This window comes from Streptococcus sp. SM5 (assembly GCF_027497975.1).
In genome coordinates this window covers 113,596-139,628 of record NZ_JAJNSC010000002.1, presented here as the reverse complement: position 1 = coordinate 139,628, position 26,033 = coordinate 113,596, and the positions used below count along the sequence as shown (strand labels likewise).

The 26,033-nt window shown below is 35.6% G+C and carries 24 protein-coding genes; 1 reads left to right on the top strand and 23 read right to left on the bottom strand.

Annotated features, from left to right (window positions below; translation table 11 throughout):
- Positions 1-12: 12 nt before the first annotated feature.
- The 16 genes from PAN07_RS01950 to efeO form a co-directional block, all read right to left on the bottom strand.
- A complete protein-coding gene (locus PAN07_RS01950) occupies positions 13-3,585 on the bottom strand; it encodes a pneumococcal-type histidine triad protein (RefSeq protein ID WP_269796850.1) in 3,573 nt (1,190 codons plus the stop codon).
- A 7-nt stretch (positions 3,586-3,592) separates the two neighbouring features.
- Entirely contained in the window at positions 3,593-4,519 is a 927-nt protein-coding gene (locus tag PAN07_RS01945) for a zinc ABC transporter substrate-binding protein (protein ID WP_269796849.1), read from the bottom strand.
- A 138-nt stretch (positions 4,520-4,657) separates the two neighbouring features.
- Positions 4,658-5,623 carry a hypothetical protein gene (locus PAN07_RS01940; RefSeq protein WP_269796848.1) on the bottom strand — a complete coding sequence of 322 codons (966 nt, stop codon included), beginning with the start codon at positions 5,621-5,623 and terminating at the stop codon, positions 4,658-4,660.
- A 157-nt stretch (positions 5,624-5,780) separates the two neighbouring features.
- Positions 5,781-6,692, bottom strand: a complete 912-nt coding sequence (locus PAN07_RS01935) for a bifunctional riboflavin kinase/FAD synthetase (protein WP_269796847.1) — start codon at positions 6,690-6,692, stop codon at positions 5,781-5,783.
- 68 nt (positions 6,693-6,760) lie between these two features.
- A complete protein-coding gene (locus PAN07_RS01930) occupies positions 6,761-7,744 on the bottom strand; it encodes a dihydroorotate dehydrogenase (protein WP_269796846.1) in 984 nt (327 codons plus the stop codon).
- The gene (locus tag PAN07_RS01925) at positions 7,707-8,507 is read right to left on the bottom strand and encodes a dihydroorotate dehydrogenase electron transfer subunit (RefSeq protein ID WP_269796845.1); all 801 of its coding nucleotides are present in this window, start codon (positions 8,505-8,507) and stop codon (positions 7,707-7,709) included. Before PAN07_RS01925 ends, PAN07_RS01930 begins: the two co-directional genes overlap by 38 nt.
- Before the next feature lie 249 nt (positions 8,508-8,756).
- Positions 8,757-9,446 (bottom strand): sugar phosphate nucleotidyltransferase, encoded by a 690-nt coding sequence (locus PAN07_RS01920; RefSeq protein WP_269796844.1) that lies wholly within the window; start codon positions 9,444-9,446, stop codon positions 8,757-8,759.
- A gap of 12 nt (positions 9,447-9,458) precedes the next feature.
- Positions 9,459-10,337: a DMT family transporter gene (locus PAN07_RS01915; protein WP_269796843.1), complete on the bottom strand. Its 879-nt coding sequence runs from the start codon at positions 10,335-10,337 to the stop codon at positions 9,459-9,461.
- Positions 10,327-11,196, bottom strand: a complete 870-nt coding sequence (locus tag PAN07_RS01910) for a phosphotransferase family protein (RefSeq protein ID WP_269796842.1) — start codon at positions 11,194-11,196, stop codon at positions 10,327-10,329. Before PAN07_RS01910 ends, PAN07_RS01915 begins: the two co-directional genes overlap by 11 nt.
- Before the next feature lie 12 nt (positions 11,197-11,208).
- Positions 11,209-12,231, bottom strand: a complete 1,023-nt coding sequence (locus PAN07_RS01905) for a ribitol-5-phosphate dehydrogenase (protein WP_269796841.1) — start codon at positions 12,229-12,231, stop codon at positions 11,209-11,211.
- 4 nt (positions 12,232-12,235) lie between these two features.
- The gene (locus tag PAN07_RS01900; protein WP_036752755.1) at positions 12,236-12,943 is read right to left on the bottom strand and encodes a 2-C-methyl-D-erythritol 4-phosphate cytidylyltransferase; all 708 of its coding nucleotides are present in this window, start codon (positions 12,941-12,943) and stop codon (positions 12,236-12,238) included.
- A gap of 338 nt (positions 12,944-13,281) precedes the next feature.
- Positions 13,282-13,449: a twin-arginine translocase TatA/TatE family subunit gene (locus PAN07_RS01895; RefSeq protein ID WP_269796840.1), complete on the bottom strand. Its 168-nt coding sequence runs from the start codon at positions 13,447-13,449 to the stop codon at positions 13,282-13,284.
- Positions 13,433-14,158 carry a twin-arginine translocase subunit TatC gene (tatC, locus tag PAN07_RS01890; protein WP_269796839.1) on the bottom strand — a complete coding sequence of 242 codons (726 nt, stop codon included), beginning with the start codon at positions 14,156-14,158 and terminating at the stop codon, positions 13,433-13,435. Before tatC ends, PAN07_RS01895 begins: the two co-directional genes overlap by 17 nt.
- The gene (locus PAN07_RS01885) at positions 14,151-15,845 is read right to left on the bottom strand and encodes an FTR1 family protein (RefSeq protein WP_269796838.1); all 1,695 of its coding nucleotides are present in this window, start codon (positions 15,843-15,845) and stop codon (positions 14,151-14,153) included. Before PAN07_RS01885 ends, tatC begins: the two co-directional genes overlap by 8 nt.
- Entirely contained in the window at positions 15,820-17,034 is a 1,215-nt protein-coding gene (efeB, locus tag PAN07_RS01880) for an iron uptake transporter deferrochelatase/peroxidase subunit (protein ID WP_269796837.1), read from the bottom strand. The genes PAN07_RS01885 and efeB overlap by 26 nt, the downstream gene beginning before the upstream one ends.
- Positions 17,035-17,039: 5 nt before the next feature.
- The gene (gene efeO / locus PAN07_RS01875; RefSeq protein WP_269796836.1) at positions 17,040-17,912 is read right to left on the bottom strand and encodes an iron uptake system protein EfeO; all 873 of its coding nucleotides are present in this window, start codon (positions 17,910-17,912) and stop codon (positions 17,040-17,042) included.
- Positions 17,913-18,098: 186 nt separating this feature from the next.
- On the opposite strand from efeO, the gene PAN07_RS01870 reads away from it, so the two are divergent.
- Complete coding sequence (locus PAN07_RS01870) at positions 18,099-18,398, top strand: YbaB/EbfC family nucleoid-associated protein (RefSeq protein WP_269796835.1); 300 nt, start codon at positions 18,099-18,101, stop codon at positions 18,396-18,398.
- A gap of 37 nt (positions 18,399-18,435) precedes the next feature.
- Here PAN07_RS01870 and PAN07_RS01865 read toward each other — a convergent pair whose 3' ends face one another.
- From PAN07_RS01865 to PAN07_RS01835, 7 genes are all read right to left on the bottom strand, one after another.
- A complete protein-coding gene (locus PAN07_RS01865) occupies positions 18,436-20,199 on the bottom strand; it encodes a glycerophosphodiester phosphodiesterase (RefSeq protein ID WP_269796834.1) in 1,764 nt (587 codons plus the stop codon).
- A gap of 8 nt (positions 20,200-20,207) precedes the next feature.
- Positions 20,208-20,798 (bottom strand): 3'-5' exonuclease, encoded by a 591-nt coding sequence (locus PAN07_RS01860; protein ID WP_269796833.1) that lies wholly within the window; start codon positions 20,796-20,798, stop codon positions 20,208-20,210.
- Between the two features lie 74 nt (positions 20,799-20,872).
- Complete coding sequence (locus PAN07_RS01855) at positions 20,873-21,364, bottom strand: helix-turn-helix domain-containing protein (protein ID WP_075568071.1); 492 nt, start codon at positions 21,362-21,364, stop codon at positions 20,873-20,875.
- A 197-nt stretch (positions 21,365-21,561) separates the two neighbouring features.
- On the bottom strand, positions 21,562-22,440 hold the full coding sequence (gene truB, locus PAN07_RS01850; RefSeq protein WP_269796832.1) for a tRNA pseudouridine(55) synthase TruB: 879 nt from the start codon (positions 22,438-22,440) through the stop codon (positions 21,562-21,564).
- A 19-nt stretch (positions 22,441-22,459) separates the two neighbouring features.
- Positions 22,460-23,545, bottom strand: a complete 1,086-nt coding sequence (locus tag PAN07_RS01845) for an AAA family ATPase (RefSeq protein WP_269796831.1) — start codon at positions 23,543-23,545, stop codon at positions 22,460-22,462.
- Positions 23,546-24,346, bottom strand: coding sequence for a hypothetical protein (locus PAN07_RS01840; RefSeq protein ID WP_269796830.1), 801 nt, complete (start codon positions 24,344-24,346; stop codon positions 23,546-23,548).
- Between the two features lie 9 nt (positions 24,347-24,355).
- Positions 24,356-26,026: a hypothetical protein gene (locus PAN07_RS01835; protein WP_269796829.1), complete on the bottom strand. Its 1,671-nt coding sequence runs from the start codon at positions 26,024-26,026 to the stop codon at positions 24,356-24,358.
- Positions 26,027-26,033 lie beyond the last annotated feature (7 nt).

Genomic DNA, 26,033 nt, shown 5'->3' with positions numbered 1-26,033 from the left:
TTCGTCTTTTTCTTATTCTGCTACTTTATCTGTTGATTCAAGATTTTGTTCGGTAGTCGTTTCCGTATTTGTTTCACTGCTTGTCGGCTCTGAGCTTGCCTCAACATGTTCTTCAGAGTTTTCTTGACTTGATGCTACGTGACTTGTACTTGCTTGATTTGTTTCAGCTGGGGCTGTTTTTGATTTAAGCTCCTGATTTAAAAGGAGAATTTCTTGAGCAACTGCCAGAAGAGCCTGCTTATCCTTACTTGCTGCTGCTAGTTTATCAAACAGAGCATCTACTTTTTCAAAGTCAGCATCTGAACCATTAATCATCTCCAAATAGCTATGGAGGGCAATGACACCGTTATAAAGCTGTTGATACAAAGCCAAAAGTTGTGGATCTTGTTCTTCTTCCTGACTTTCTTTCTGAATAGTTAGTGAAATACGTTTTAGAAGATCTTGAACTTGCGTGTTTAATTCATCAAGGTCAGTATTATCTTTATCACTAGCAACCTTAAGATTCTTAAGTTCATCAGCAAGAGAAATTTTTACACCGTCTTCCTTAACTTTACTAATCAATTCTTCAGCTTTGGTTAGTAACTCTTCTACCTGCCCTTTTAAGACATGATTAGTTTTTTCTTCAGGTTTAATATCATCAAACAAACCTCTCAAGAACTCATAAACTGCAGTTTTTGCACTCTGACCGTCAACTTTTTCGGTATCTAGGATAGTTTCTGAAGACTTGCTTACAGCGGGCTCATTTTTAAGAGCTTCTTCTACTTCAAACTTTGTTTGATAGATTTCTGGGAAGAGTTTATTTAAATCTGTTGCCTTTAGGAATGATTGTGACTGATAAAGAGTCCACGTTAAGTTAGCTACTTTATTACGAAGCTTATCGTTTAATCTACCATCAGATAGATGTTGATAGAAATATTTAATGTACTCGACTGTTGTGACACCTGTACGATCATTAAAGTCTTGTAAAGCTTGTAATTTAGCATCTATAGCATCTAATCCTGCTTCATCTTGAGCTAGTTTGCTTTCCTGTAATTGTACCAAGAGATCCTTCTTAGGAAGTCCATAAGCATCCGTATTTAAGGTATTAATCTTATCCACCAGAGCTTGGTATTTTTTATCTAATGGACTAGCTTCAGTAGGCTTCACAGTTGAATCAATATGAATATACTGTTTGTCAAATTGATCAAGAGCTGCCAAATAACCTGCAGTAGAGTTGGTTGATAGCTTCTTCATATTCTCAGAAAATTGCCCCAAAGCAAGTTCAATCTGTCTCTGTACGCTTGGCTTGTCTTTATAGAGTTCTCGACTCTCTGCCAAAAGCTGTTCAACCTTATGCTCTACAGTATTTTCATCAAATGTGCCTGGTTGATAAGACGATTGTAGCGCTGGAATCTTATTCTTAAGAGCGACCTCGTAACCTTTTGTTTGAACTTTAATATAATGGTTATGATCTCCGTGAGGAATGACGAAACTTCCATTTTCAACTTGCAAACTATATGGTGAAACACCATCACGTATAGCAGTTGTATAAAGCTCGTTTAGGAAATCAAGTTCAGGGTCCCCGGTAACTAAAGGAATACGGACGTGCTCCTTACGGATTGCATAAGGATGAATGTGTGTTGGATCATAATCTTGATCAGGGTTTCCAAATACAAAGAATCCATTTGAGATACGAATGGCTTCTAGCGGTACACCATAGGTCTTAGAAATATATTCCATTTTTTCTTTGTCACTGGCCTCTCTAGAAAATGCTTCTACATCTTTTGCAAGAGGTTTAACAGACTCAGTTTTATAACTGTTTAAATGTTCTTGAGCAGCTTTAATCTGATCTTTTGTTAAATCTTTTTTAAAGAAATAGTGGTTGTGATCTCCATGAGAAACGACAAATCCTTTATCATCTTCACTTATCACTCGATCTGCTGCAAAGCCATGATCGTGCTCTTCATCATGATGGTTTCCATGGTTATCATGATTGTGTTCTTCTGGTTTTTGACTACTATGGTTATCTGGGCTAGTTTCTGAATGTTTATTTCCGTACAAGTGATCTTGTGCTGCCTTGATTTGCTCAGATGTCAAATCTTTCTTAAAGAAGTAATGATTGTGATCACCATGAGAAACGACAAATCCTTTTTCATCTTCACTTATCACTCGATCTGCTGCAAATCCATGATCGTGCTCTTCATCATGATGGTTTCCATGGTTATCATGATGGTGTTCTTCTGGTTTACTACTGTGGTTATCTGGGCTAGTTTCTGAATGTTTATTTCCGTACAAGTGATCTTGTGCTGCCTTGATTTGCTCAGGTGTCAAATCTTTCTTAAAGAAGTAATGATTGTGATTACCATGACTCATGATAAAGCCAGCTGCATCTTCGCTGATGACTCTATCCGCTTCAAAGCCGTGATCATGGTCTTCACCATGATGGTGGTCATGCTCATCTTCATCATGGTCCTCATGACTTGGACTTGGTGTCACTGGTGACTTAGCTTTCAAATGATCTTGTGCTGCCTTGATTTGCTCAGGAGTCAAATCTTTCTTAAAGAAGTAATGATTGTGATCACCATGACTCATGACAAAACCTTCTGAATCTTCACTTATAATTCTATTTGCATCAAAACCATGATCGTGTTCCTCTTCTTCATGGTGAACATGTGGTAACGGATTATTTGGTGTAGAATTAGAAGGACTTTCTAAGCTTGGAGTGTTAGATTGTGCTTGATGATTGTTAAGAGATGATTTAGGGATATAGTGATAGTGGTCCCCATGTCGTACGATATAAGCATCGCCAGTATCTCTGACAATATCATTAGGGTTAAAGACATAACCATCATCTGCTGCAGAAACACCATTATTCGGTGTCAGTGACAAGGGTTGACTGAGAGCTGAACTATTGCCAGATAAATAAGCCTTTGCGGCAGCTAATTCACCCGCTGACAGATCACTCTTAGGAATATAATGGAAGTGTCCTCCGTGGGGAACGATATAAGCATCTCCTGTATCTTCAATGATATCAGAAGCGTTAAAAACATAACCGTCATCAGTTGTATAACGTCCTTGAGTTCTAGCTGCCACAACTTCCTTAGAATCATTTTTTTGGTCAGATGTATGCCCTTGTTTTTGTTTTTCAATTTGTTCTTTGGTACGAATATTTTCAGCTTGACTAGCATTTTTTAGGTAGACATAATATTTTCCATCAACTTTGATGATGTAACCACCTTTAATTTCGTTAACGATGTGTTCATCACGCAATTGATAACTTGGATCTTTCATGACTAGTTCTTCACTAAAAATCGCATCGAAAGGAACTTTACCATTATAGTAATGGAAATGGTCTCCGTGAGAAGTCACATATCCCTGATCAGTAATTTTCACAACAATTTGTTCGGCCTCAATGCCTTCCTTTTTGCTAACTTGATCAGGAGTCAAATTTTCGTTCTTTTTAGACTCATTGTTTTTCCCATCAACATAAGATACACGATTATCTTCCTTCTTCTCTGCTTCTTGGTGCTGATTTAAAACATAAGCACAAACACTAAGCGCAATAACTACTGCTAATCCAGCTAAATATTTCTTTGTTTTATTCATAATTTCCTCATTTCAATTCTTCTGCTAGTATTGCAATATCCTCTTCTAAATTATCTAAATAAGACTTATCATTTTGTGGGTCTGCCTCTAAAGGATTGAGAGTTTTAAGATTCACACCTGTTGACTTGATAAGCGTTTCAGCTACTTTAGAAGAAGCATTGCTCTCTGTAAAAATAGTTTTAACTTTATAGGTCTTAACAAATTCTTGAATTTCAGCCAGTTGTCTTGGGCTTGGTTCTTGATCAGGAGAAATACCAGCAATACCAAGTTGATTCAAGTCAAATCTCTTTGCTAAATAAGAAAAAGCAGTGTGTTGTGTCACAAACGTTCTTTGCTCCACTTTATCGAAGATAGGTTTATATTTATTTGTTAACTCATGAGCTTGATCAATAAACTTCTTCGCATTCGACTGATATATTTCTTTATTCTCACTATCTAATTCTGATAATTTATCAGCAATAATTTGTGCTTCCTCAGCTACCTTTTCAGGGTCTAACCAAGTATGGGGATCATAAAGACTTTTCTCATCCACACCTTTTCCTACTTCTATATCTTCTAAGCCAGATACTCTATCCAAGGTCATACCCTCAGATGCTTCTAGGACCTTAACCTTGGACTTTTGTAGACTTGGGTCTAGACTACCCGCCCAAGACTCTAAGGTATGAGAATGATAAACAAATACATCCGCATCGTAGATAGCTGCAATATCATTTGCTGACGGTTCATAAGAATGAATGCCTGAACTAGACTGAATCATTCTTACATCATTAAGATCACCAGAAACTGCTTTTACCATAGAATATACAGGATAAAAACTGGTAACTATTTTCATTCCATGTGATTCTTTGACATCATTTTGCTTATCTTGACTACAAGCTCCTAAAAATAAGGCAAGTACCGAAGATAGCATACATATTAGTATTTTCTTTTTCACTACAACTCCTTAACTAGTATTTAACCATTTAATTAACTAGTAAACATTCTACTCCTAAAAATTTAGGATGTCAAGTGATAGACTCGATTTTATAAGATTTTTTATAAATAAAAAAGCACCGATTTCGGTGCTTTAATACTAAACTCCTAGATGAATATCTGGGAATTTTTCCATGAGTAACTCCCAAAATTCTTCCAATTGTTCTTGAACTGTTCTAGTAGTCCGAATAGTCATGTTATGCTTCTTAGGACTGTCCTTACGAATGTAGCACAGTTGATAGACTTTATTTGTAAAACCATAGCGATGGTAACTATTCTCAATAAGGTAAATCTGATCAACTTCTCTTAAGTCAACAGTTTGAGTCCCTTTAAAGTAAGTAATTAAGTGGTTTTTATATAGGATTACTTTCAGATCTTGGTCATAATAGTCAGCTTGGTCGGCAATGCCCTCCAGATTACCCTGAAGCTCTGGATAAGTTTGATATAGTTCATTATAAGATGCAATTGATTTTTTACGAAGAATAAAGGCTGTAATAGCTGTAAATACTCCCATGCCACCGAAAATTGCAGCTCCAATGACATAATACCAACCGTCACGAGAATGCTCAGTCAAGCTGAGGTAAACATTCGTATTCATGTTTTGATAAACCGTAGAAGAAGGCTCTAAAACTGATTTTAAGAATCCTGATAAGTCTACAATTCTGTTATTACGTGAGGTATTTACATTTGTATTAAGTGGTTGTAACTGGGTTCCCAACAAAGTACCTGGATTATCAGCTAACGTTTCGGCTGTAGCCTGTTCGATTAGTTTTTTAATTTGAGCATCACTTTCTTTTGCTTCAATAACAGCATATTTTCCGTCTCCGTCTTGACTATATTGGACAAGATAAATAACACTTCCACCATCTACCTCTCCAATGATTTCTGGATAAATGTCATAAACAGTCATCTTAACCTGTTTACCAGAATCACTGTTACTTGCAAAAGCAGTTGTTGGATTTTGGTGTAAATTCCATAAGAATCCCATCAGACCTCCGACTGCAAGAAGAATGAATGAAAGGACAAGTCCAGAAACAAAGCCTTTATTTCGTTTTTCTTTGAACATAATTCTCTCCTTTACTTTGATAGTTAAATTATATCAAATAAAAAGTATTTTTTCAACCTGTACCTTAAAATCATTGTAGCTAAAGCACTTTCTCTATTTTTTAAATCTAAATTTGTAATAAAAAAAGTTTGAGATAAATCCCAAACTTCTAAAATCTTTATTTTCTAGCTATTTTTTCATCACTTTCAAGTTGATCAACTAGTTGGTCGACACTGTCAAATTTCACCATATCTCGGATACGATCAAGCCAATAAACAGTAACTCTTTCGCCATAAATATCTTCATCAAAATCAAAGATATTCACTTCAAAACGCTCTTCCTCTCCATCAAAAGTAACGTTCTTCCCGACACTGGCCATTCCTCGATAGAGTTTTCTTTGAATTTCGATATCAACGGTATAGACACCATCTGCCGGCATATATGTTCGATCTAAAAGCACTAAATTAGCTGTAGGATAGCCAATAGTTCGACCACGCGCATTCCCATGAACTACAACTCCTTTAGAGGGCAATGGAGCTCCAAGAAGCTGAGCAGCTTCCTTCACATTCCCATCAACAATACATTGGCGAACTCGTGTAGAACTGATTTTCCCTTTTTCATCTTCTACTGGTGGAACTATAACTACTTCCCCATCGAAAATTTCTTTAAGATCTTCAGCTGATTTGCGATCAGATCCCAAACTATAGTCAAATCCAACTACTATCGTATCTGCTTTCACTTCTTTCACAAAAGTATTGACAAACTCTTGAGCAGTCATATTTGCTACCCGACTTGTAAAATCCATTAAATACAAAGCTTCAACACCTGAACGTTTTAATTTACGTTCACGTTCTTCAGCATTAAGGATATGCAATAATTGTTCTGGATTATATTGGTGTAATGTTAGTTTAGGTGACTCATTAAAGGTGATTACGGCAACACTCAAATGCTTTCTTGAGGCTATCTCACCCGCAATATCAAAGAGCTTTTGGTGACCCACGTGAACACCATCAAAGTATCCTAATACTAGGACTGTTGGGCCTGGTGTTGCAATATCTTTTTCTGTTTTAATCGGTATTGTTACAATCATAGTCATATTATACCAAAAAGACACACGCTTTCAAAATAATAAGGATGTAAAACTTCATTTAGAAAAAACTAAAATTGGCTTTTAACCTCACTTCTTAATTGCTCTAGATTTAGAATACCATATTTATCCATGACTCTAGGAAGATTGTCAATGATGTCAGGGCAGGCATATGGATTGGTAAAGTTTGCTGTACCGACTCCAATTGCTGACGCACCAGCCAGATACATTTCTATAGCTGCTTCTGCTGAGTCAACCCCCCCCATACCGATAATTGGAAGCTTAGTTGTTTGAGCTACTTGACGAATCAATTTAAGAGCTACCGGAAATACTGCAGGCCCAGACATGCCTCCTGTTCCGTTTGCAATGATTGGTTTTCTAGTTTTGAGGTCAAAACGCATACCAACAAGGGTATTAATCATGGTGAGACCACTAGCTCCAGCATCTTCAACTGCTTTTGCAATAGTAACAATATCAGTTACACTTGGCGTTAGTTTAACGTAAACAGGAACTGAGGAAGCCTCTACAGCTGCTTTAACCACATCATAAGCCAAGTCAGGGTCTTGGCCAATTAATAGTCCATGATTGCCATGATCAACGTTTGGGCAGGAAATATTGAGTTCTATTGCCTTTACATTGCTCGCTTTAGAAATACCATGAGAAACTGTTGCATACTCATATTTGGAAAATCCAGCAACATTGGCAATGATTGGAAGATTCGGATATTCCCTTTGAAGCCAAGGTAACTTTTCAGAGAGAACGGCATCTAGTCCTGGATTTTGTAGACCAATGGCATTCAGCATACCAGCAGGTGTTTCTGCTACTCGTGGAGTAGGATTACCAAAACGTGGTTCAAGGGTTGTAGCTTTAATCATGATAGATCCTAAAAGGTCCAAATCATAGTATTTGGCATACTCTTGACCGAAACCAAAACAGCCTGAAGCAGGAATGATAGGATTCTTTAGTTCTAAGCCTGGTAGAGAGACTTGTAATCGATTTGTAGTCATGATACTCTCCTTATAAAACAACAGTTCCTGTTTTAAATACAGGTCCATCTTCGCAGACGCGTTGACTAACAGTTTCACTATTTGGCACTTTCAGGACACAAGCGTAGCAAGCTCCCATGCCACAGGCCATACGAGATTCTAGAGATAGATAAGCTCTTGGATGGTCATGGAAGGTTTGATTGATATATTTCATCATACCAGGTGCACCGCAAGAGTAGATGGCATCAAATTTAGTGTCAAATTCGTTAATCACTACAGAAACATTTCCTTTAATACCATAGGAGCCATCATCTGTTGTCACATATACTTGACCATATTTGGCTAATTCATCATCTAAAATGACAGCATTTTTAGTAGAAAATCCTAGAACAGTCGTAATTTCTACACCTCTCTCATGTAGTTGTTTAGCTACTTCAAGTAATGGAGGAACTCCTATTCCACCACCAACTAGAAGAACCTTGCAATAGTCGTCTAGCTCAGATAAATCGAAACCATTTCCTTGAGGGCCCATGACATCTAAAAAATCGTCAGCTTTTAATCTTGAAAAGATTGCTGTACCAGAACCCTCAACTCGATAAATGAGATGGCATTGATTATTAGCCTTATCTATAGATGAGATTGAAATCGGACGACGCAAGAGATGAGAATCATCAGGTACACGCAAATGAAGAAATTGACCCGCTTTCATAGCTTCGACCATTTCTCCTTCAAGTACGAGTTCAAAGATTGCTGGCGCGATTTCTTCCTGAGATATTACTCTCATAACTTCCAAGCGAATTGCACCCATTCGTTTTTTACAATTTGGATTCATAACTTTTCCTCCTTAAATTTTAAGGGGATCAGATAAAGAAAAACCTTGCAATTGCAAGGTTTCAGTTAAGATATTTACACAAAAGTAGCAAATAAGCACTTGCTTTACTTGCTTCAATCGTAGTTTCTTTTCTCTGACACCTTGTGAGTCTCTCTGGACTTCCCTTAAAGGTTAAATTTTCACTAGTATACTGCATCAATCCTTAAAAGTCAAGTAAAAATAGGTAAGGTATCAGTTCATAAAAGTTGCTTATTTTTGTGATGAGAGAATCTTCTCCAGTTTTTGATAATCTTTGACACTATCGATTTCATAGATAGAGTTATCTTCCAACTCTTCTACATATACATCTAGTTCTTTGATGTTATCTTTGACCATGTTATCCCAATAGAGGTCAACAAATTCGCCACTTGCATAAGCCTGGTCAATAAATTCTACAATCTTCTCAGCTGTCGGAGCGTCCCAGAATGACACTCCGCTCAAGATGCGTCCGTTTTTGCTATCGACAATAATATCTTGAACCTTGAAGTCATCCCCATAAACTAGGAACCATTCATTGTCACAATCTTCACGGTAAACACTAAAGTATGTTGAGCGTTCGATATCATTACGGAACATGTTTTTGAAAAGATAGTTGTCCGCATCAATAACGTAGCTGTTAGCCAACTCTTCTTTTACTAAGTAAAGTGAATAGAAGTTATTGTAATCAGCAAACTTATCATTAAAGACTAAACGCACACCGTACTTTTCTTTAAGATAGTCGAATTGTTCTTTTAAATAACCTACAACGATGATAATGTCATCAATTCCACGTTCTTTCAAAAATTCAATTTGATATTCAACCAAAGGTTTTTGATTGACTTGTACCAAGGCTTTGGGAGTATTTTCTGTCATGGGTCTCAAACGAGTTCCCAATCCCGCTGCTAGAATAATCGCTTTCACGCGTTTTCTCCTTTATTCTTTAATAATAATATAAACACCAGCCATTACAATAAGTGAAGTAATGATGGTCAGTAAATTAAGGGGCGAACCCAAGAAAATTGCTGCAAATAAAACAGTCCATACTACATAACTCACATTTAATCCAGTAGCTTTTGCTGGCTGCAATCGATTGATAGCAATGTAGTAGGCAAGGTAAGAAATCATATTACATGCTGCAAAGATAATCAAAAGTCCCAATAATTGTCCATTTGCCACTTCTGCAAACGAATGATGCGAGAAGAGAACAATGACAAGGTAGGACAAGAAAGATGTGACTTGTCGTATCAAGAGTGCTTCGAGTTCACTGAGTTCACTTTCCATAGCAAATGAGCTGAGAACACTTTCACTTCCCCAAGCAAAAGCACAAATCAAAGCACATAGAATACCTATGTAGAAAGAATTAACCTGCTCTGCTTTATAGGTCTGAGCAATAATCCCAGCAATGATTAGAAAGATACCAAAAATCGTATTTTTGGAAATCTTGTGCTTCAAAAAGAAGAAGGCAAGCAAGACTGAGACTGCCGGATAAATAGCTGAGACTGACGAAGCTAATGAACTTCCAATATACTTAACCGCATAGAGATTGGCCTGCATACCAATCGGACCGGCTAGTAAAGCTCCGATGATAACACTGACATTTCGAATGTTCAAGAAGATTGAAAAACGAACTCTGCCTTCCTTAACTAGAAGATATCCTAGCAAGATAAAAATACTTAGGAAATCGTGTGCTGCTGCTACTACAAAGGGCGATAAATCCGTGAATATTGAAAAGATATAAGCACTAATAGTTAATCCTAATCCCCAGAACACACCTGATAGTAGCCCAAAAGAAACTCCATTTTTAGTTTTCATTTAAATCTCCTTCAGACTCTAATTCTTTTACTGCTCTATTGTAACGAGAGATTCCATAATCTCCAAAATCTGAACCATTTTCTTCTTTGTAAATAGTCCAAAGACTCCAAATGATATCTTGTAAGATTTTGTAAATACGAATTTTCTCCCTTGAAACTGGAGTCTTGTCACTCTCGTAATGACTTAAAAAGTCTTCTTCTTCTGCACTTGTAAATTCAGATTCTAGGAAGAGGGCTGCCAAATCCCACATTGGATCATTCATGGAAGAGTATTCCCAGTCAATCAAATACAAACGACCTTGAGGTGACTCGATAAAGTTTTCTGGAACCAAATCGATATGACAAGACTTTCTGTCAACACCCAAATCAGCCAATCTTTTCTCTAGCAAGAATACTTCTTTTCTCACAGCTTCATAATTGGCGTATGGGATATTTCCATCAATCAAGGACTCGTATTTTTTGATTTCTTTAAAAGGTGCAAATTCCCCTCTTAGTTCTTTACCTGATGCATGAATGGTCTGTAGAATTGGCGCAATCTTTTCAAATTTGGTCTTAATCGAAGTGGAATCAAGCGTTGTGGCAGAATCAATGTACTCATTTACCTTGATTCCTGACTCAATATCAAAAAGATAATTCTTAACATCGAGATTCAAATCTTTCAACAATTCAAGATTGTATTTTTCATCTTGACGATTGATGAGCTTTTCGGTCCCTTTTCCGAAAAATTTAACGATATACTGCTTATTAGTTGTTTTGACCAAATAGTTTTGGTTGGTCATGCCTCCCAGTTGTTCAACACTGAGGACTTCCTCTTCTTCAGATAGTAAAGAAGAAATTTTTTCTTTGATGATTTTCTCCACGATTAGCCTCCATTAGACTTCCCACTTAAACACTGTTTTGAAAGCAGTATTTAGGTCTGTAGCAAAAACACGATGAATATCCTTAATCTCTCTTACTGGTTCTTCTAGATAGATGATATTTTTCAGACGATTTGCAAATTTTTTAACTTCCATCATCTGTATTGCATTTTCAAAATCAACTCGCCCAGAACGAGAAGAGCCAACTAGTAATAAACCTTTTTCCAATGAGTCCCGAGTGTTGATATTAACCTTATACTCACTAACACCCATCATCAAAATGGTACCTTGTGGTTTAATGTAGCGAATCAAGTCATTAATAGCAGGTCCACATCCATCACCACCACAGCATTCGAAACCATGGTCAAAACTAAGATCCTCTGGAATGCTATCGGTAATGTAGAGCTCTTTTGCAAATGAGAATAATTCTAATTTCTCCCAGTGACGTCCTATAACAATAATCTCAGCTTCAGGCAAAGTGTAGTTGATAATATTGGCCATGACAAAAGCTAAACTTCCATCACCAATGACAGCGATGCGTTGACGTCTGCTGTGGGATACCGTCATGAAACGATTCATAGCGTGCATCCCCACACTGACAAACTCAGTAATAGCTGCAACTGTGTCTTCAATCTCGTCGTAGGAAACTACACGGTCTTTAGGCAGAGAAACAAATTCTCGCATGAATCCATCATAGCCACTTGATAGGAAATACGTTCCAGTCATGTAGTTTTCGTAGAATTCCTCATCACTTTGCATAGGTGGTTGATTTGGAATCATGACAACCTTCTGACCAACTTTATAGGTCCCTGTTGGGTCAGAAATGACTGTACCACAAGACTCATGAATCATAGCCATTGGTAGTTTTTTCGCTAAAATTTTGGGATCACGTTTACCTTGGTAGTAACGTTGATCCGCGTGACAAACCGCCATGTAATTTGGTCGGATGAGGATATGATTCTCTTGATCAATTTCTTCTTCCTGATATTTAATATTAATAAACTTTGGTTTTGTCAGTTGATAAATTTGATTAATCATGTCTCTAGTCTTTCTCAATCATGCTTTTAGCAATCTTCAAGTCTGTAACTGTTGTAATTTTAAGGTTTGAGTATTCACCTTTAGCTAAGGCTACGTCTTTACCCTTGATGACAAAGATTTTACATGCATCTGTTAAAATTTCTTTTTCTTCTGCTGATAAAGAACCATACAAGTCAATAAAGTCTTTACAACGGAAGGTTTGTGGAGTTTGTCCTTGGTATAGATGAGCACGATTTGGAATATCTGTAATGAACTGACCATTTGTACTTTCAACGATAGTATCCACTGCTTCAACCACAGTATCAACCGCATCATGTTTTTGAGCAAGAGCGATATTGTCTTGAATCATGCGAAGTGTGATAAAGGGACGAACCGAATCATGCGTCACTACGATATCATCTTCTGTTAGTGGACGGTAAGCATCAATAGCTTCAATAATCTTTTCAATACTAGAATTACGATCCGCCCCACCTTTTGTGATGATGATACGGTCCTTATGAAGTGGTAGGAATTTTTCAACTAGATCTTCTGCGTGTGTTACCCAGTCTCCGTGAACTCCAACAACAATTTTTTCAATACTTGGTTCTAGGACAAATTTTTCAATTGTATGGATTAGAATTGGGCGGTCTCCCAACTCAAGAAATTGTTTAGGTAAATTACTGATACCCATGCGCGTGCCGGTTCCACCTGCTAAAATTCCAGCGTAGATCATATTTTTTCTCCTTTAGTTTTTGTAAAAACTCATTCTTTACTATTATATCATAATCTTGAAATAAATAGCGAACAAACAAAGCTATAACAAATTTGTATTCAAATAATAATCTGAACTTTTAGGATTAATCATCTATTTAAAATAAACAATTATCCAAGAAAACCTTTCTCTATTTATGAAACTGAAGATATTTGTTCGGATAATATAGAGTTCTTCAGAATAATATACAAAGCTTAAAGAAAACTTAAAGACGTATTTACCGAAAGTAAAAAGTGAAGAGAACACATCGGACATCAGTCCAAATGAAATTTCTCTACACTTTCTTTATAGATTATACCTTATTTATCTTCTTCGTCGCTAATACCTTTGATAGCTTTTTTAAATTCTGATAGCATTTTACCTACCGCTTCACCTAATTCAGGCAAGCGTTTTGGCCCTAAAATCAAAAGCGCTCCGAGGATGATTATAATTAATCCTGGTGCCCCAATATCACGTAAGATTCCCATTTTTTTCTCCCTTTCTTTTTATAATCCATTTACTAATTACAATACTGACCTCATACAAAAGAATTAAAGGAACAGTCATTGCTAAATCACTAATAAAATCAGCCGGCGTCAATATTACCGCTAATACCAACAAGATGAAATAAGCATACCGCCTATACAAAACAAGTAGATCTGGACCAATTAAACCTATTGAGGTTAAAAAGGCGATGATAACAGGTAATTCAAAAATCAATGCCAATGGCAGGGTTGTTTGAAATACAAAATCTAAATAGTTTTGCGCAGTTAACTGAGTTTCAAATAAATTTTCACCCAATCCTAGTAAGACCTGTAGCAAGGATGGTGTTACAAAGTAAAAACCAAAAGCCAATCCTAAAACAAAACAAATAAAGGTCGCGGGGATATAAACAAAAATGGCTCCTGCTTCTTCAGTTTTAAGAGCAGGTCTTACAAAGCACCATACTTGATAAACAGTGTAGGGTAAGGTAAGACTAAAAGCCATTAAACTGGCTAAACGCAGATAAATCCAAAGAATATCATTTGGTCCAAGCACGATTAATTTTTGACTAAAACCTTGAGTTACATACTGATAGACCTGATCAGCAAACAACAGCGATAAGCAAAAGACCAAAGAAAAGCAAATGACGACTGCTAACAATCTCTTTCTAAATTCTACCAAATGCTCAATAATTGTCAATTCCTTATTATCCATTATTTTCACCTTGCTTCAATGTAACGCCTACAATAACCAGTAAAAATATCACTTGAGCACCTAGCACTTCCCAGCTTGGATAGAAACCTACCAAATCAATCGTAGGCAGTGAAGTTAAAGGGTGATTAGGAGCCATATTTGTCAACTGTAGGGCATGAATGCTGACGCCCAACATCTTGAAGGCCAAGGCATAAATCATCCAAGTTAAGACAAAGAAAACTTTATGAGGAAGGAAAAACTGACTCATCTTAATCATAGCAAAAGCTATCAAAATTAGCACTATGAATGCAAGAGAAATACCTAAAACAAAGTCAAAACTAGTAATTCTTGGCAAAATTCCCACATAAAAGAGAATGGTTTCAGCCCCTTCACGAAATACCGCTAGAAAGCTAAGAGCAAACATAGAGATAAAGGAGCCTGTCTTTGTCACCATTTGCATTTGTGAATCCATAAAGTTATTCCATTTTTTCACAGAAGATTTACCATGTAGCCAAATCCCTATAAGGATCATCATTGCAACCGCGAAAATACCTACTGCCCCTTCGATAATTTCTCGATTGGTTCCTGAGGCGACGACTGGGAAAACTTGTTGCAAAATAATAGCTATAATGATACTTGTAACAATACCTGCCAAAGCTCCACTGTATACCCATTTAAGTCCTTTTCGTAACTTAGATGCTTTCAAGGTTGTAATGAGAGCCATCACTATCAAAAGTGCTTCGACCCCTTCTCTAAGCAATATAAGCATAGCATCAAATGCGGTATAAGAAGCACTCGTGTCAATTTGAGATAATTCAGAAATCATACTAGAAAGTTTTTCCTGATAGGTCTTTTCATGTCCCTTCACCATAATCACTGGACTTTCACTCTCAACTTTTGAATAAAGCGAAGGATTAGTCGTGCTTACAGTACCTTCAATGGTTGGCCAAATAGTAATAAACTCCTTCATGGTTGCAGCTGCTTCACTATCTTGACCAGCTTGAAATTGGGTCAAAGCCTTCTTTAAAAGATCTATCCCATCCTTCAGCGTCAGATTTGTTAAAGTAGTTTCAACATCTTTTCCATCTACGAAATTTGAAATAGCTGTTTTCAAATCATCAAACGATGATTGAATACTATCATAGTTTGTTGGTTCTGTTTCGATACTACTACGTAAAAAAGAAATAGCTGTTTCAACTTTTCCATAATGGGCAGTACTATGGTCACGAACAACAGATTCATTAATGGTCCAAGTTGAGTTCATTTTTTTATAAGCTTCTCTAATTGATTCCAAATTTTGAGAAGCAATTGCCTGTTCCAAATCGTCAAAACGAGGCTCTAATCGACTTACAAGTTTTGACTTTTCTGCATCTAGGTTAACTGGATTTTGCTCTTTCTCAAATAGCAAAAGAGCTGAAGAAATCTGGGTCAACTGTTCTTCTGTTATTTGACCTGATAGAACTAGTTTCTCTTTGACTTGTTGTCCCGCTTCAGAATTAGCATTGTCAATCTTATCGAATTCATTGGAAATTTCAGAAACCAGCTTTCGAGCCTCATCTTGCTTACCTTCTTTAACAGCCTTTGTTGCATCAGTGATTTTTACAAAATAGGGACTTAAATTTTCTTTAGCACCGACAGGTATAACTAGAAGTGAAAAAAAAGCTAGGAAAAGAATGATATATTTAAGATTCAAATAATTTCTGCCCAATGTAACCTCCCTTCTCAACCCCACCAAAGCAAGCAAAGAGGCCACTACCAATATGGGTCACATACTCATTCATTTTGTCCATAGCACCAAGATTCGTTTGAACTTTAACAAAACTATCTGGATCCTTTTGGAAAGAGATAAAGAGCAATCCTGTATCGAACTGGCCAGTTTTTTCATCAATTCCATCAGAATATGAATAAGATCGACGTAAAAGAGGTTTATTGACTTCTTTAGCTAAACGAACGTGAGAATCATCAGGAAGAAGACTTAAATCAACTTCATCAAATTCATGTTTCTTACCAAATGGAGCTCCACTTTCTTTGTAACGACCAAAGGTATTTTCTTGTTCTTCCAGATTGGTTCGATCCCAAGTATCTAGAAACATTTGGATTCTTCGAACTGCCATGTAGGAACCATCTTCCATCCAATCCTTGCTATCAGACCAAACAACACTGTCAAATTCTTTTTCAGTAGTGACATTTGCTGTTCCATCTTTGAAACCAAAAAGATTTCGAGGTGTTTCCATTCGATTACCAATGGCAGCAAAACCAGATTGACTCCAACGAAGAGTAACAGCATTTCTGCCCTTACGAATAAGGTTACGAATAGCATGGAAAGCAACCTGTTCATCGTCTGCACAAGCCTGGATTACAATATCTCCACCAGTATACTTTTCTCGTAACTGCTCTTTTGGGAAGGGAGGCATATCTCTGAAAAGTTTGGGACGTTTATCCTCTAATTTCATCTTTTCCAAGAAACTAGTTGAGACACCAAAAGTAAGAGTTAAACGATGCGGATTTAACCCAACAGTTTCTCCAGTATCGCTCGGTGGTAAAAGAGTGTTGCCACCGTCTTTTTTAACTAAATCACCATCTACAAGTTTGGCACTATAATCTGTCCAATCTTTAAATAGCTGAATAATTTTCTCTTTGTCATTTGTATGCAAATCCAAAACAACAAAATAGATGTTTTTCTGCATGGCAGTTGTGATACCTGCCTGATGTTTGCCATAAAAGGCTATTTTTTCGTCACCGTACGAGATTTTTTCTTGACCATCTAACTTAGGTGCGAAAAAAGCAGAAGCACCAGAGATCCCTAGTGCTAGACCAGCTCCTCCGATACCTGCTTTTTTTAAGAATTCTCGACGGTCCATTTTTTTGTCAAAAAACTTTTCGTCTTTATTTGTCATCCTACTTATTCTCCACCAAGAAATTTACCCATTTGTGACAAAGGTTCTCCAAGTTTAGTTACTGCCTCAGATAATTCTTTAGTGTCTTCTTTTGTTAAATCTGTATAGAGTTTATAATGCTCTTTATCAGTCATGTGTTTATCTAACAAACTATTAACAGATTTAAAATCTTCCTCTAACTCTTTAACCAGAGCTGCATCAGATTTTTCAAGCAAAGGTTTAAAGAGTTGGAAAATCTTCTCAGCCCCTTCGATATTAGCACGGAAATCGTATAAGTCCGTGTGAGAATAGATTTCCTCTTCACCAGTAATCTTGCTTGTTGCCACCTCATTTAGAAGGTCAACAGCACCTGTCAACATGATTTTGTAATCTACTTCTACAGTAGCAATCTTAGCCTTTAATTCCTTAATATCATTTACTAATTGGTCGCCATATACTTCAGTACCTTTAGTTGTATTTTCTTCCCAAAGAATACGTTCGATACGGTGGAAACCAGACCAACCTTCTTCTGTCTTATTTTCATCTAAATAGTCAGCTAAGCGAAAGTCAATCTTAACATCAGACTCACCAAAGCTTTCTGCAATTGGTTCTGAGCGCTCATAAGACATACGAATTAAAGGATATGCTTTTTTAGCTTCTTCAAGCTTACCATCTTTTAAGAGTTGAACAAAACCTTCTGTATCTGTCAATAACTTATCTATCTGGCCTTCCACAAATACTTTATAATCACTTGTTGCCTTGTCCAATAATTTTTGCTTATCATCTGTTAATTTAGCAACTGTAGTTGATTCATTTGTATTAGAAGATTGTTCAAAACGAACTGCACAAGCAGACAATAATAAAACTGATGACAAAAGTACAAAACCAAGTTTTTTCATTAGATGCTCCTATTAAATCATGGGAAACCCATTTTATTTTCGTTTCATTATAACATCCTTTTTCTCATTTTTCAATATAATTGTCAGAAAATTTAATGTTTGAACAGATAGACTATTATTAGACTTTTAAAACTAAAATTGATAAAATAAGATAGAAATAATATAAAAAAGGAAATTTAAAACATTATGATGAATATGCAAAACATGATGCGTCAAGCTCAAAAACTACAAAAACAAATGGAGCAAAGTCAGGCTGAACTTGCTGCAACAGAATTTGTTGGGACTTCTGCTCAAAACTTGGTAACTGCTACTTTAACTGGAGATAAGAAAGTTGTAAAAATAGACTTTGATCCGGCTGTAGTTGATCCAGAAGACATCGAAACTCTATCAGATATGACTGTGCAAGCACTCAATGCTGCTATTGAGCAAATCGATGAAACCACTAAGCAAAAACTTGGGGCTTTTGCAGGAAAACTACCTTTTTAACATAAAAAGAGGCTAAATTTAGCCTCTTTTTTTATTTTTAAAAAGTAAAGAATTCCAGAGCTTTCTTAAGAAGTAAATCCGTGTATTCAGGATCTTCTTTTGCAGTTTCCAGTTCTTCTTGTATCATTTCTAAATCATCCGTAATCATACCATCTACTCCTAAGTGGAGGGATTTATTAAAAGCTTCAGAACTATTAACTGTCCATACATAAAGCTTCTGATCTGTATTCCATAGTTTAGTAACAAAATACTCATCCAACGTAGAATACTCCATGGTATAACCTGTAGCTGTTGTCCTTGGGAATACTGAATTATAAGGCATGATAAAGTAAACTGGAATTTCTTTATCGTATTGTCTAACCTTCTCCACAACATGATAATCAAGCGATTGCATCTGATGTCCGTACACCTTAATCTTAGCACCATACTTTTCAAGGAAATGGTCCATCATTTCCGCACTATCTTTTTTACTTGTTTTGATTTCAATGAGTAGTTTTTGGTTTAACTCATTAGCACGATTTAGATACTCATCAAAACTTGCAATCTTAGCTTGAAATCCATGCTCTGATATTTGAATTTTAGTTAATTCATCCAAAGTCAAGTCTTGTGGTGTCGTATTTAGTCCAGCAAGATTTCTTAAGCTAGCATCATGCATCATAACAAACTGACCATCTTTCGTTTCCTGAACATCCATTTCAACAAGATCCGGTTTCAGTTGAGCAGTTTGTTCCAAAGATTCTACGGTATTTTGTACCCCGTTTTCATTTGAAACTCCTCGATGGGAAATAACTTTTGGAGGGTGAGCGACTGGTGCTTCAAGATAATTATAACCTTCTATAGCAAAAATGATCGCAGCACATATCATCACTCCCCACCTCATGATGTGGTCTTTCTCTCGCCTTGGAATCATATCAAGCTCTTCACCTGTTAAGAAAGATATAAACTTAATTAAGAAATAAGTTAATGCCATATAGTGGGCATTTTTAATTAAAACAAAATTGAAAATAGCCAGAACCAGTGACTCCCTTTGAGTAAGATTATCCACAAGATACTGAGCAAAAAGCAAGGGAATCAATGTTAGATAAAAGAAAAGATTCATTTTCAGAAGAATAATAAATAAATGCCATGCATAAAAACGAAAATGATTTCTTGTTTTATCCAAACTATATTTTACTGCTTCTTTAACAGTAAATTTGTCATAGAATACCTTTGGTAGAGCAAACATCAATCTTACTGAAATATAAAAGAAAATGATTGATAACAATAAAATGATAATCCATAAGAGTAAATACTCTTCTTCCATGTAATTCTGAACAAATTCTGGGATCACAATCTTGTTTAGATAATATATTCTAAAAATTTTCCTAATAAAAGGGAAAAGCATAGCAACGTAAAAAAAGATAAATATAGCTTTCGAAACAGTCAAATGCTTCATGAAATTATAGCTTTCTCGAAAAACCTTACGAGTATATTCAATTAGAGTACGTTTTTCATGATAAAGTAGATGGCGCGCCCCAATAAATAGGAGACAGAGTTGAAAATATGCAACCAGGAAATTAAGGACGATTAATAGTAAGAATCCCAGGCTGACTAGTGGGGAATGCAAGATAATCTCTAATATATTGTTGTAGGAGATAAACAAATACCCTGTCTGGCTGAGTAAAAGTCCTGCCAATAAAGAATTGAGCGGTAACCACAGATACTCAACTATCATAAATATTAAAAAGAATAGAAAGAGGATTTTATCAAGATTAAGGTAAACCCTCTTAAAACCAAGTTTTTTAGGTTTTTCAGGTTCCATAAGCCCTCCTATTTTAGAAACTGTGATAAGTCTAAACCACTAAAAGGGTTAGAGTTTAAACTACTCTGTCCTTCTAACAAAAGTTTGCTTTCATCAAACTCAAGAAAAGATTCGTATACTCTTGCAGTCATTCTAGCATCTTCTAAACTATTGTGCGATTGACCACTATAACCTAAAAATTTAGCTACAGTTTGTAACTTTAGATTTGAGATACCATGTAGGTCTGTACTTCGACGTTCAAATGCTTCGTTATAGACATCAACCATGTATTGACTTGTGTAATCAAAACCATGTTCTTTCAAAATTGGTAGGTCACTCTTTGCGGCATTGTAACCAATAATTGGAAAATCCCCGATAAAAGTCTGAAAATCTTCAAGGACTTGTTCAACAATTGGTGCATCCTTTAGTGTTTGAGCTGTAATACCAGTCAATCCATTAATAAAGCTTTTTAAAGGAGCCTCGGTGTAAACATATGAATCAAATGCAGTGATTTCCTCACCATCTTTGAAATGTGCCGCCGAGACCTGTATCAGATGTGTAACCCCTTCATGCTGATTAAACTCTAAATCAAAGGAGATATACTCTCGTAATTTTTCCATACATCATATTCCTACTCTATGCTAGTAAAAGAAAAGAAACTACCTGGTTTTTCTATAAACCAAGCAGTTTTATCTTATTTTCCAAATAAGCGAGCAAAGAAGCCTTTCTTCGTTGCTTGAACTTCTTGCTTAGCTTGCTCTAATTCTAACTGAAGATTTTCCTGATCTTTCATAGCTTGAAGTGTTAGCTGTTGTTGTTGATCCAATTGCTTATCTTTCTCGGCAATTTGACGATCTTTCACTCGTATCTGCTCATCTTTTTCAGACAGTTGCTTATCTTTAGCTTTTAACTGCTCATACAAACGAATAATCTCAGAATTTTTCTCATCAACCAGGATTTCCATCAACTCTCTTTGTTTGACTTCATCACTAACCGGCTCATCTTCAAATATCGTTTTTTTGTAGATTTCTTCAAGCTTAATCAAGCCACTGCGAGTAACAACAGTAACTCCCTTGTCATTTTTTGTTGTGTCTTCTTCTGGTAATTCCTTGACACGATTATTGATTGCTTGGCGAGATAAACCCAAGACCTCAGCAATCTCACTAACAGTCATCTCAATACTCATAATATCCTCTGATTTTTCTAGCATTTCTTTAAATTAAATATTATCATAAGCGAGGAAAACTGTCAAATATCACCATGTTTTCAAGCTTTTTTCACATTCGTATAATATAGTTAGTATCAAACAATCATAGTTTTAGATCAAAAAAAAGATGAGATAGACTCATCTTATCCTTAGATCGAATCACATATCAATAAATATTAAGAGAAAACCTTCCTTGGCTTGTACAGATTGTCCCTTTTTTCTAGAATGGCTAGTAGCCGTTCTCCTTTAAAGGCTGCCAACTCCTTCTCAGTTTGCTCTAACTCAATAAAGCGGCCAAAACGGACTTCATCTGCCTGCTCCGGAGTAAGATAAACCTTAACTAAATCCCCTGTCCCAATCTCGAGTGGATGGAGAAAGTCCAGTTGTCCAGCCTCTACTTTTTCTGCAATTTCTTCCAAGGTCAAGGAATCTTCTAGCCGTAAGCCTGCAGCACTTGTCCGTGTCAAATGTGACATATGAGCCGCATAACCAAGTTTTTCTCCCAAGTCAACCGATAAGGTACGGATATAGGTTCCCTTGCTACATTTTACTCGGAATGTAAAACGTGCAAGTTTATCCTCATAAGTAATCGGGCTCGTTCTTTCGAACCTATAAATCGTAACCTGACGCTCTGGACGCTCGACTTCCTGGCCAGCACGCGCATACTCATAGAGCTTGCGACCATTGACCTTGACTGCTGAGTACATAGGCGGTACCTGAGTAATAGGCCCAGTCAAACTAGCAATGGCTTCATCAACAAGTTTTTCATCCAATGGGGTTAAAATTGGTGTTTCAGAAACTATTTCTCCACTAGCATCCTCGGTCGTTGTAGAATATCCCAGAGTGATTTCCCCCTCGTAGACCTTACCCTCATCCTGCATGAACTCTACCATGCGAGTCGCCTTCCCTACAGCAATGGGTAAAACGCCAACCACATCCGGATCCAAGGTCCCACCGTGACCGATCTTCTTAGTGCCTAAAATCTTACGTAGCTTAAAAACCGCATCATGCGAGGTCATCCCTGCTTCTTTTTTTAAGTTGATAATACCGTTCATGTCTTGCTTTCTATTTTATTTAAAATATGTCCTCTTCAAGAATTGTTAAATAATTCTCTTTTGTAACCAAAGAAAGTTTACTTAAACGTTTTGCTTGATTCATAACTATTTTATCAAATACATTTCTTACAAATCGACCATTCGCATTCTTATTTTCGGAAATATCACTTTGTTTTTCAAGAAATGTTTTTAACTTATCTGCAGCCGATTCTTCTAAAATATAGTCTTCGTTCTTACAGTATGATAGAAAAATCTCGAACATTTGATTTACTGAATAATCTTCAAAATTAATAAAGTAATTAAAACGTGATTTTAAACCAGGATTAGATTCAAAAAATTTCTTGATTAGGTCATCATATCCTGCTACAATTACAACTAAATCATCACGATAGTCTTCCAAAGCTTTTGTAAGTTCTGTTAAACACTCTCTACCATAACTATCACTTTTTTCATTTTCTGTGATACTGTATGCTTCATCAATGAATAAAACGCCCCCCTTAGCTTTTTGGATCAGTCTTTTAACTTTTAAAGCAGTTTGCCCTTGATATTCTGCTATTAAGTCAGTTCTAGTTGCTTCAATAAAATGACCTTTGCTTAGTATTCCTAGAGAACGATACATATTACCAACAATTCTAGCAACTGTTGTTTTACCTGTACCCGGATTCCCTAGGAAAGCCATATGCATCGTTCTATTAGTTTTTTTTAACCCAATCTTTTCTCGGTTTTTCTGAACTTTGTTAAAGATTACTAGGTCTTCTATTTCTTTCTTTACATTTTCTAATCCTATCAGGGAGTTTAATTCATCAGACAGCTCATCAAATGATTTGGTATTGATTTCTTTTAAAATAGCGTACTCACTATCTATTAATCTAGAACCAAGATATTTATACAGTAACTCTAAAACCGTTGACTGTCTTTCTTTAATTTTATGAAATTTATCATTATTTGACAAATTTCCTAAACTCTTTATAAATTCTAATTCTGAATGCTTTTTATTATCAACAATTTCTTGAATAACAGTCTCAAATTCATAAGATTTATTTGTTAAGTCATCAAGCTTTTTCACTTCTGATTTTAACAATTTTAAATAAGTTTCACTAATCATCTACATTCCTTTAAATAACAGAAATACTACTATTAGAGCGAATAAGATTCCTAAGGCATAGAATCCTTTTCTAAGGAAACTAATCTCTTTTTGTTTTTCCTCTAGTTCAGTTTGAAATTTCTCGACTATTAAAGTAAGATTTTTACTTTCGTCTATTAATCGAACATCCATCTTATCTACGTCGTTTTTCAGTTCATTTTGTGTTTCTATAACCTGTAAATGCAAATCGTTAAAACTATTTTCTATTTTCACTAATGTTTTTAGATTCGCTTTTAAAGTATCAATTTCAATTTGAATTTCACTTTGCTTCTCTTCAAGTTGTTCTAATTCTTCTAGCTTTTTATGATGTTTCTTCAATATATCAATTAAATCTTTATTCTGTTTAAAAACGTCATCTAATAGCTTTTTATTACCAGTTTGATATTCTTCTATCTCGTGCAATCCCTGCATAGCCTTATCATTCGCCTCTTTGGCTGCAATCAAAGACTTTGAAATACTTTGAATATACTCATCATCCAATATTTGGAAAGTTTCATAAATGGTATTAAATTCCTGAATAATCTTTTTAATATGCTTGTTTTGTTCAATCATTCTATTTTGAACAGCATCGGTGAGAGCATTTAAATCCTTACCTTTAACATCATATTCCATACCAATAAATCCTAGCATAGGATCGTCTTGTGGGACAGTCGGTAAATCTGATTGTTCTGGAATTTCTTCACTAAAAGCTTTCAACGCTTCTTTTTTCTCATTAAATCTTTCAGACTTTGCTATAACCTGAATCTCTAATTCTTCTGACATAACATTCTCCTATAATAAATCGTTTAATGCACTTTGCATTTCTTCAAGTTCACTTTGCTTTTCATCAAAGTATATTTCGTTAGCTAATAATCGCTGTTTGAAATCAATCTTTGAATTAGAAAACTCCTCTTGAACATTACCAAGAAGTTCTCTTAGTTTTTGATGATTCTTAGCCATCCTACTGAAGATATCATTTCTCTTAACAGCAACATTCTGCTCAGCAACAAAAATTTGAACATCCTGAATTCTTAGCAATTCGTTCTTCTTATTGGCTTGCTGCTTTTTGTTTTCTTCTTGTAGCTTCCTTGAAATAAAGCCATCAAGTCTATTAATAATTACAGCACCTAAAATACCTGCCAATAAACTCGCTAAAAACATTCCCAAGATATTTGCTATGGTCCCTAAAAATTTAATCTCAAATCCCATTCCTGGTAGTGGTAATAAATACTTTTCAAAATATTCTCCTAAAAACATTGCTCCTACTCCTACTAATGCAGAAGTAATGATTTTTGAAATATGGGCAATTTTAATCTCAGTAGAGTGAGACTGGTTTTCAGGGTTTGATAAATAAGAAATACTTTCTCTTATAGAACCAAATAATTGTTTAATCAAGTTTGGAAGTTTTTGTAATTTTTGGTTAAATCTGCCAATAATTTCTCCTACGATGCTTCCAACAATACTATCTACACCTACTTTAATAAAATCTTTGATTTTACCAAAAAATGAATGAAGTGCTTTTTTCATTTCCTCTATAAATGTATCAAAAGATTGTTTCTTTGCTTTAAAATATCTTACTAAAGCATTCATTATTTCTTTCAACATCCCAAATAACGCTGCAACAAACATAGCTTTAACTGCGTCTTTACCTGCCTTGTTCGCCATTCTAACTGCTGCTTTCTTTGCTATTGGTTTATACATAGCTTTCTTTGCTCTTTTCTCAACCTTCAGCATCTTCTTTGAATCAGCAGCCAATTTATCATTTAATTTTTTATTATTTTCAGCCTTAAGATTTCGCTTTTCGGCATCTGAGATCTTCATCTTATCAATTTTTTTATTAGCTCTTTCAACTTGTTCTTTTAGATTTTTTTCTCTTACTTCTCCATCCTTTATATACTCGCTATTAGATTTTGCACCTTTACTTTTATTAAGTGATTCATTAGTTGCTGCTAAATTTTCTGATTTATTGGCTAAATCAGAAGGTTCGATATCTGCTATTTTCCTCCATGGGTTTTCAAAAATCTGTTTTCTTGGTATGACGTGATCCAAATTTGCTTTATCATTAATTTTTAATGTTTTACCAGTATATTCATCCTTTAAGTTTCCAGATTTTTGCTTTTCTTTCATAGCATTATTTGCATTAGTATACCTTTTATCTTTCATTATTTTAGCACCTTCTTCTTTTGTATAACCATTAGGATGTTTATCGTTATACTGCTTAAGAAGCGTGTCACTTGTCATATCTAAACCAATTTGATTCGCAAATTGATTCCATATTTCATCTAAAATAACATCCCCTAATTTATCCGGTGAACTAATTTCTTTGCATTCGAGTTCTAATTTTTCAAGATTAGAAAACTCCATTGTAAATTGCTGTTCTAATAGTTCTTCTAGCTCATCATAGTTTAAATTTTCAGACACAAACACTTCTTCAGTATTCAATACTAATAATTCATTTTCCACTGCTTTC

Coding starts and splice junctions, on each gene's coding strand:
- PAN07_RS01870 (WP_269796835.1), top strand. CDS start 18,099: ATGATGAATATGCAAAACATGATGCGTCAAGCTCAAAAACTACAAAAA.
- PAN07_RS01900 (WP_036752755.1), bottom strand. CDS start 12,943: ATGATCTACGCTGGAATTTTAGCAGGTGGAACCGGCACGCGCATGGGT.
- truB (WP_269796832.1), bottom strand. CDS start 22,440: ATGAACGGTATTATCAACTTAAAAAAAGAAGCAGGGATGACCTCGCAT.
- PAN07_RS01845 (WP_269796831.1), bottom strand. CDS start 23,545: ATGATTAGTGAAACTTATTTAAAATTGTTAAAATCAGAAGTGAAAAAG.
- tatC (WP_269796839.1), bottom strand. CDS start 14,158: ATGGATAATAAGGAATTGACAATTATTGAGCATTTGGTAGAATTTAGA.
- PAN07_RS01925 (WP_269796845.1), bottom strand. CDS start 8,507: ATGAATCCAAATTGTAAAAAACGAATGGGTGCAATTCGCTTGGAAGTT.
- PAN07_RS01865 (WP_269796834.1), bottom strand. CDS start 20,199: ATGGAACCTGAAAAACCTAAAAAACTTGGTTTTAAGAGGGTTTACCTT.
- PAN07_RS01860 (WP_269796833.1), bottom strand. CDS start 20,798: ATGGAAAAATTACGAGAGTATATCTCCTTTGATTTAGAGTTTAATCAG.
- PAN07_RS01915 (WP_269796843.1), bottom strand. CDS start 10,337: ATGAAAACTAAAAATGGAGTTTCTTTTGGGCTACTATCAGGTGTGTTC.
- efeO (WP_269796836.1), bottom strand. CDS start 17,912: ATGAAAAAACTTGGTTTTGTACTTTTGTCATCAGTTTTATTATTGTCT.
- efeB (WP_269796837.1), bottom strand. CDS start 17,034: ATGACAAATAAAGACGAAAAGTTTTTTGACAAAAAAATGGACCGTCGA.
- PAN07_RS01895 (WP_269796840.1), bottom strand. CDS start 13,449: ATGGGAATCTTACGTGATATTGGGGCACCAGGATTAATTATAATCATC.
- PAN07_RS01855 (WP_075568071.1), bottom strand. CDS start 21,364: ATGAGTATTGAGATGACTGTTAGTGAGATTGCTGAGGTCTTGGGTTTA.
- PAN07_RS01840 (WP_269796830.1), bottom strand. CDS start 24,346: ATGTCAGAAGAATTAGAGATTCAGGTTATAGCAAAGTCTGAAAGATTT.
- PAN07_RS01940 (WP_269796848.1), bottom strand. CDS start 5,623: ATGTTCAAAGAAAAACGAAATAAAGGCTTTGTTTCTGGACTTGTCCTT.
- PAN07_RS01950 (WP_269796850.1), bottom strand. CDS start 3,585: ATGAATAAAACAAAGAAATATTTAGCTGGATTAGCAGTAGTTATTGCG.
- PAN07_RS01935 (WP_269796847.1), bottom strand. CDS start 6,692: ATGATTGTAACAATACCGATTAAAACAGAAAAAGATATTGCAACACCA.
- PAN07_RS01930 (WP_269796846.1), bottom strand. CDS start 7,744: ATGGACCTGTATTTAAAACAGGAACTGTTGTTTTATAAGGAGAGTATC.
- PAN07_RS01905 (WP_269796841.1), bottom strand. CDS start 12,231: ATGATTAATCAAATTTATCAACTGACAAAACCAAAGTTTATTAATATT.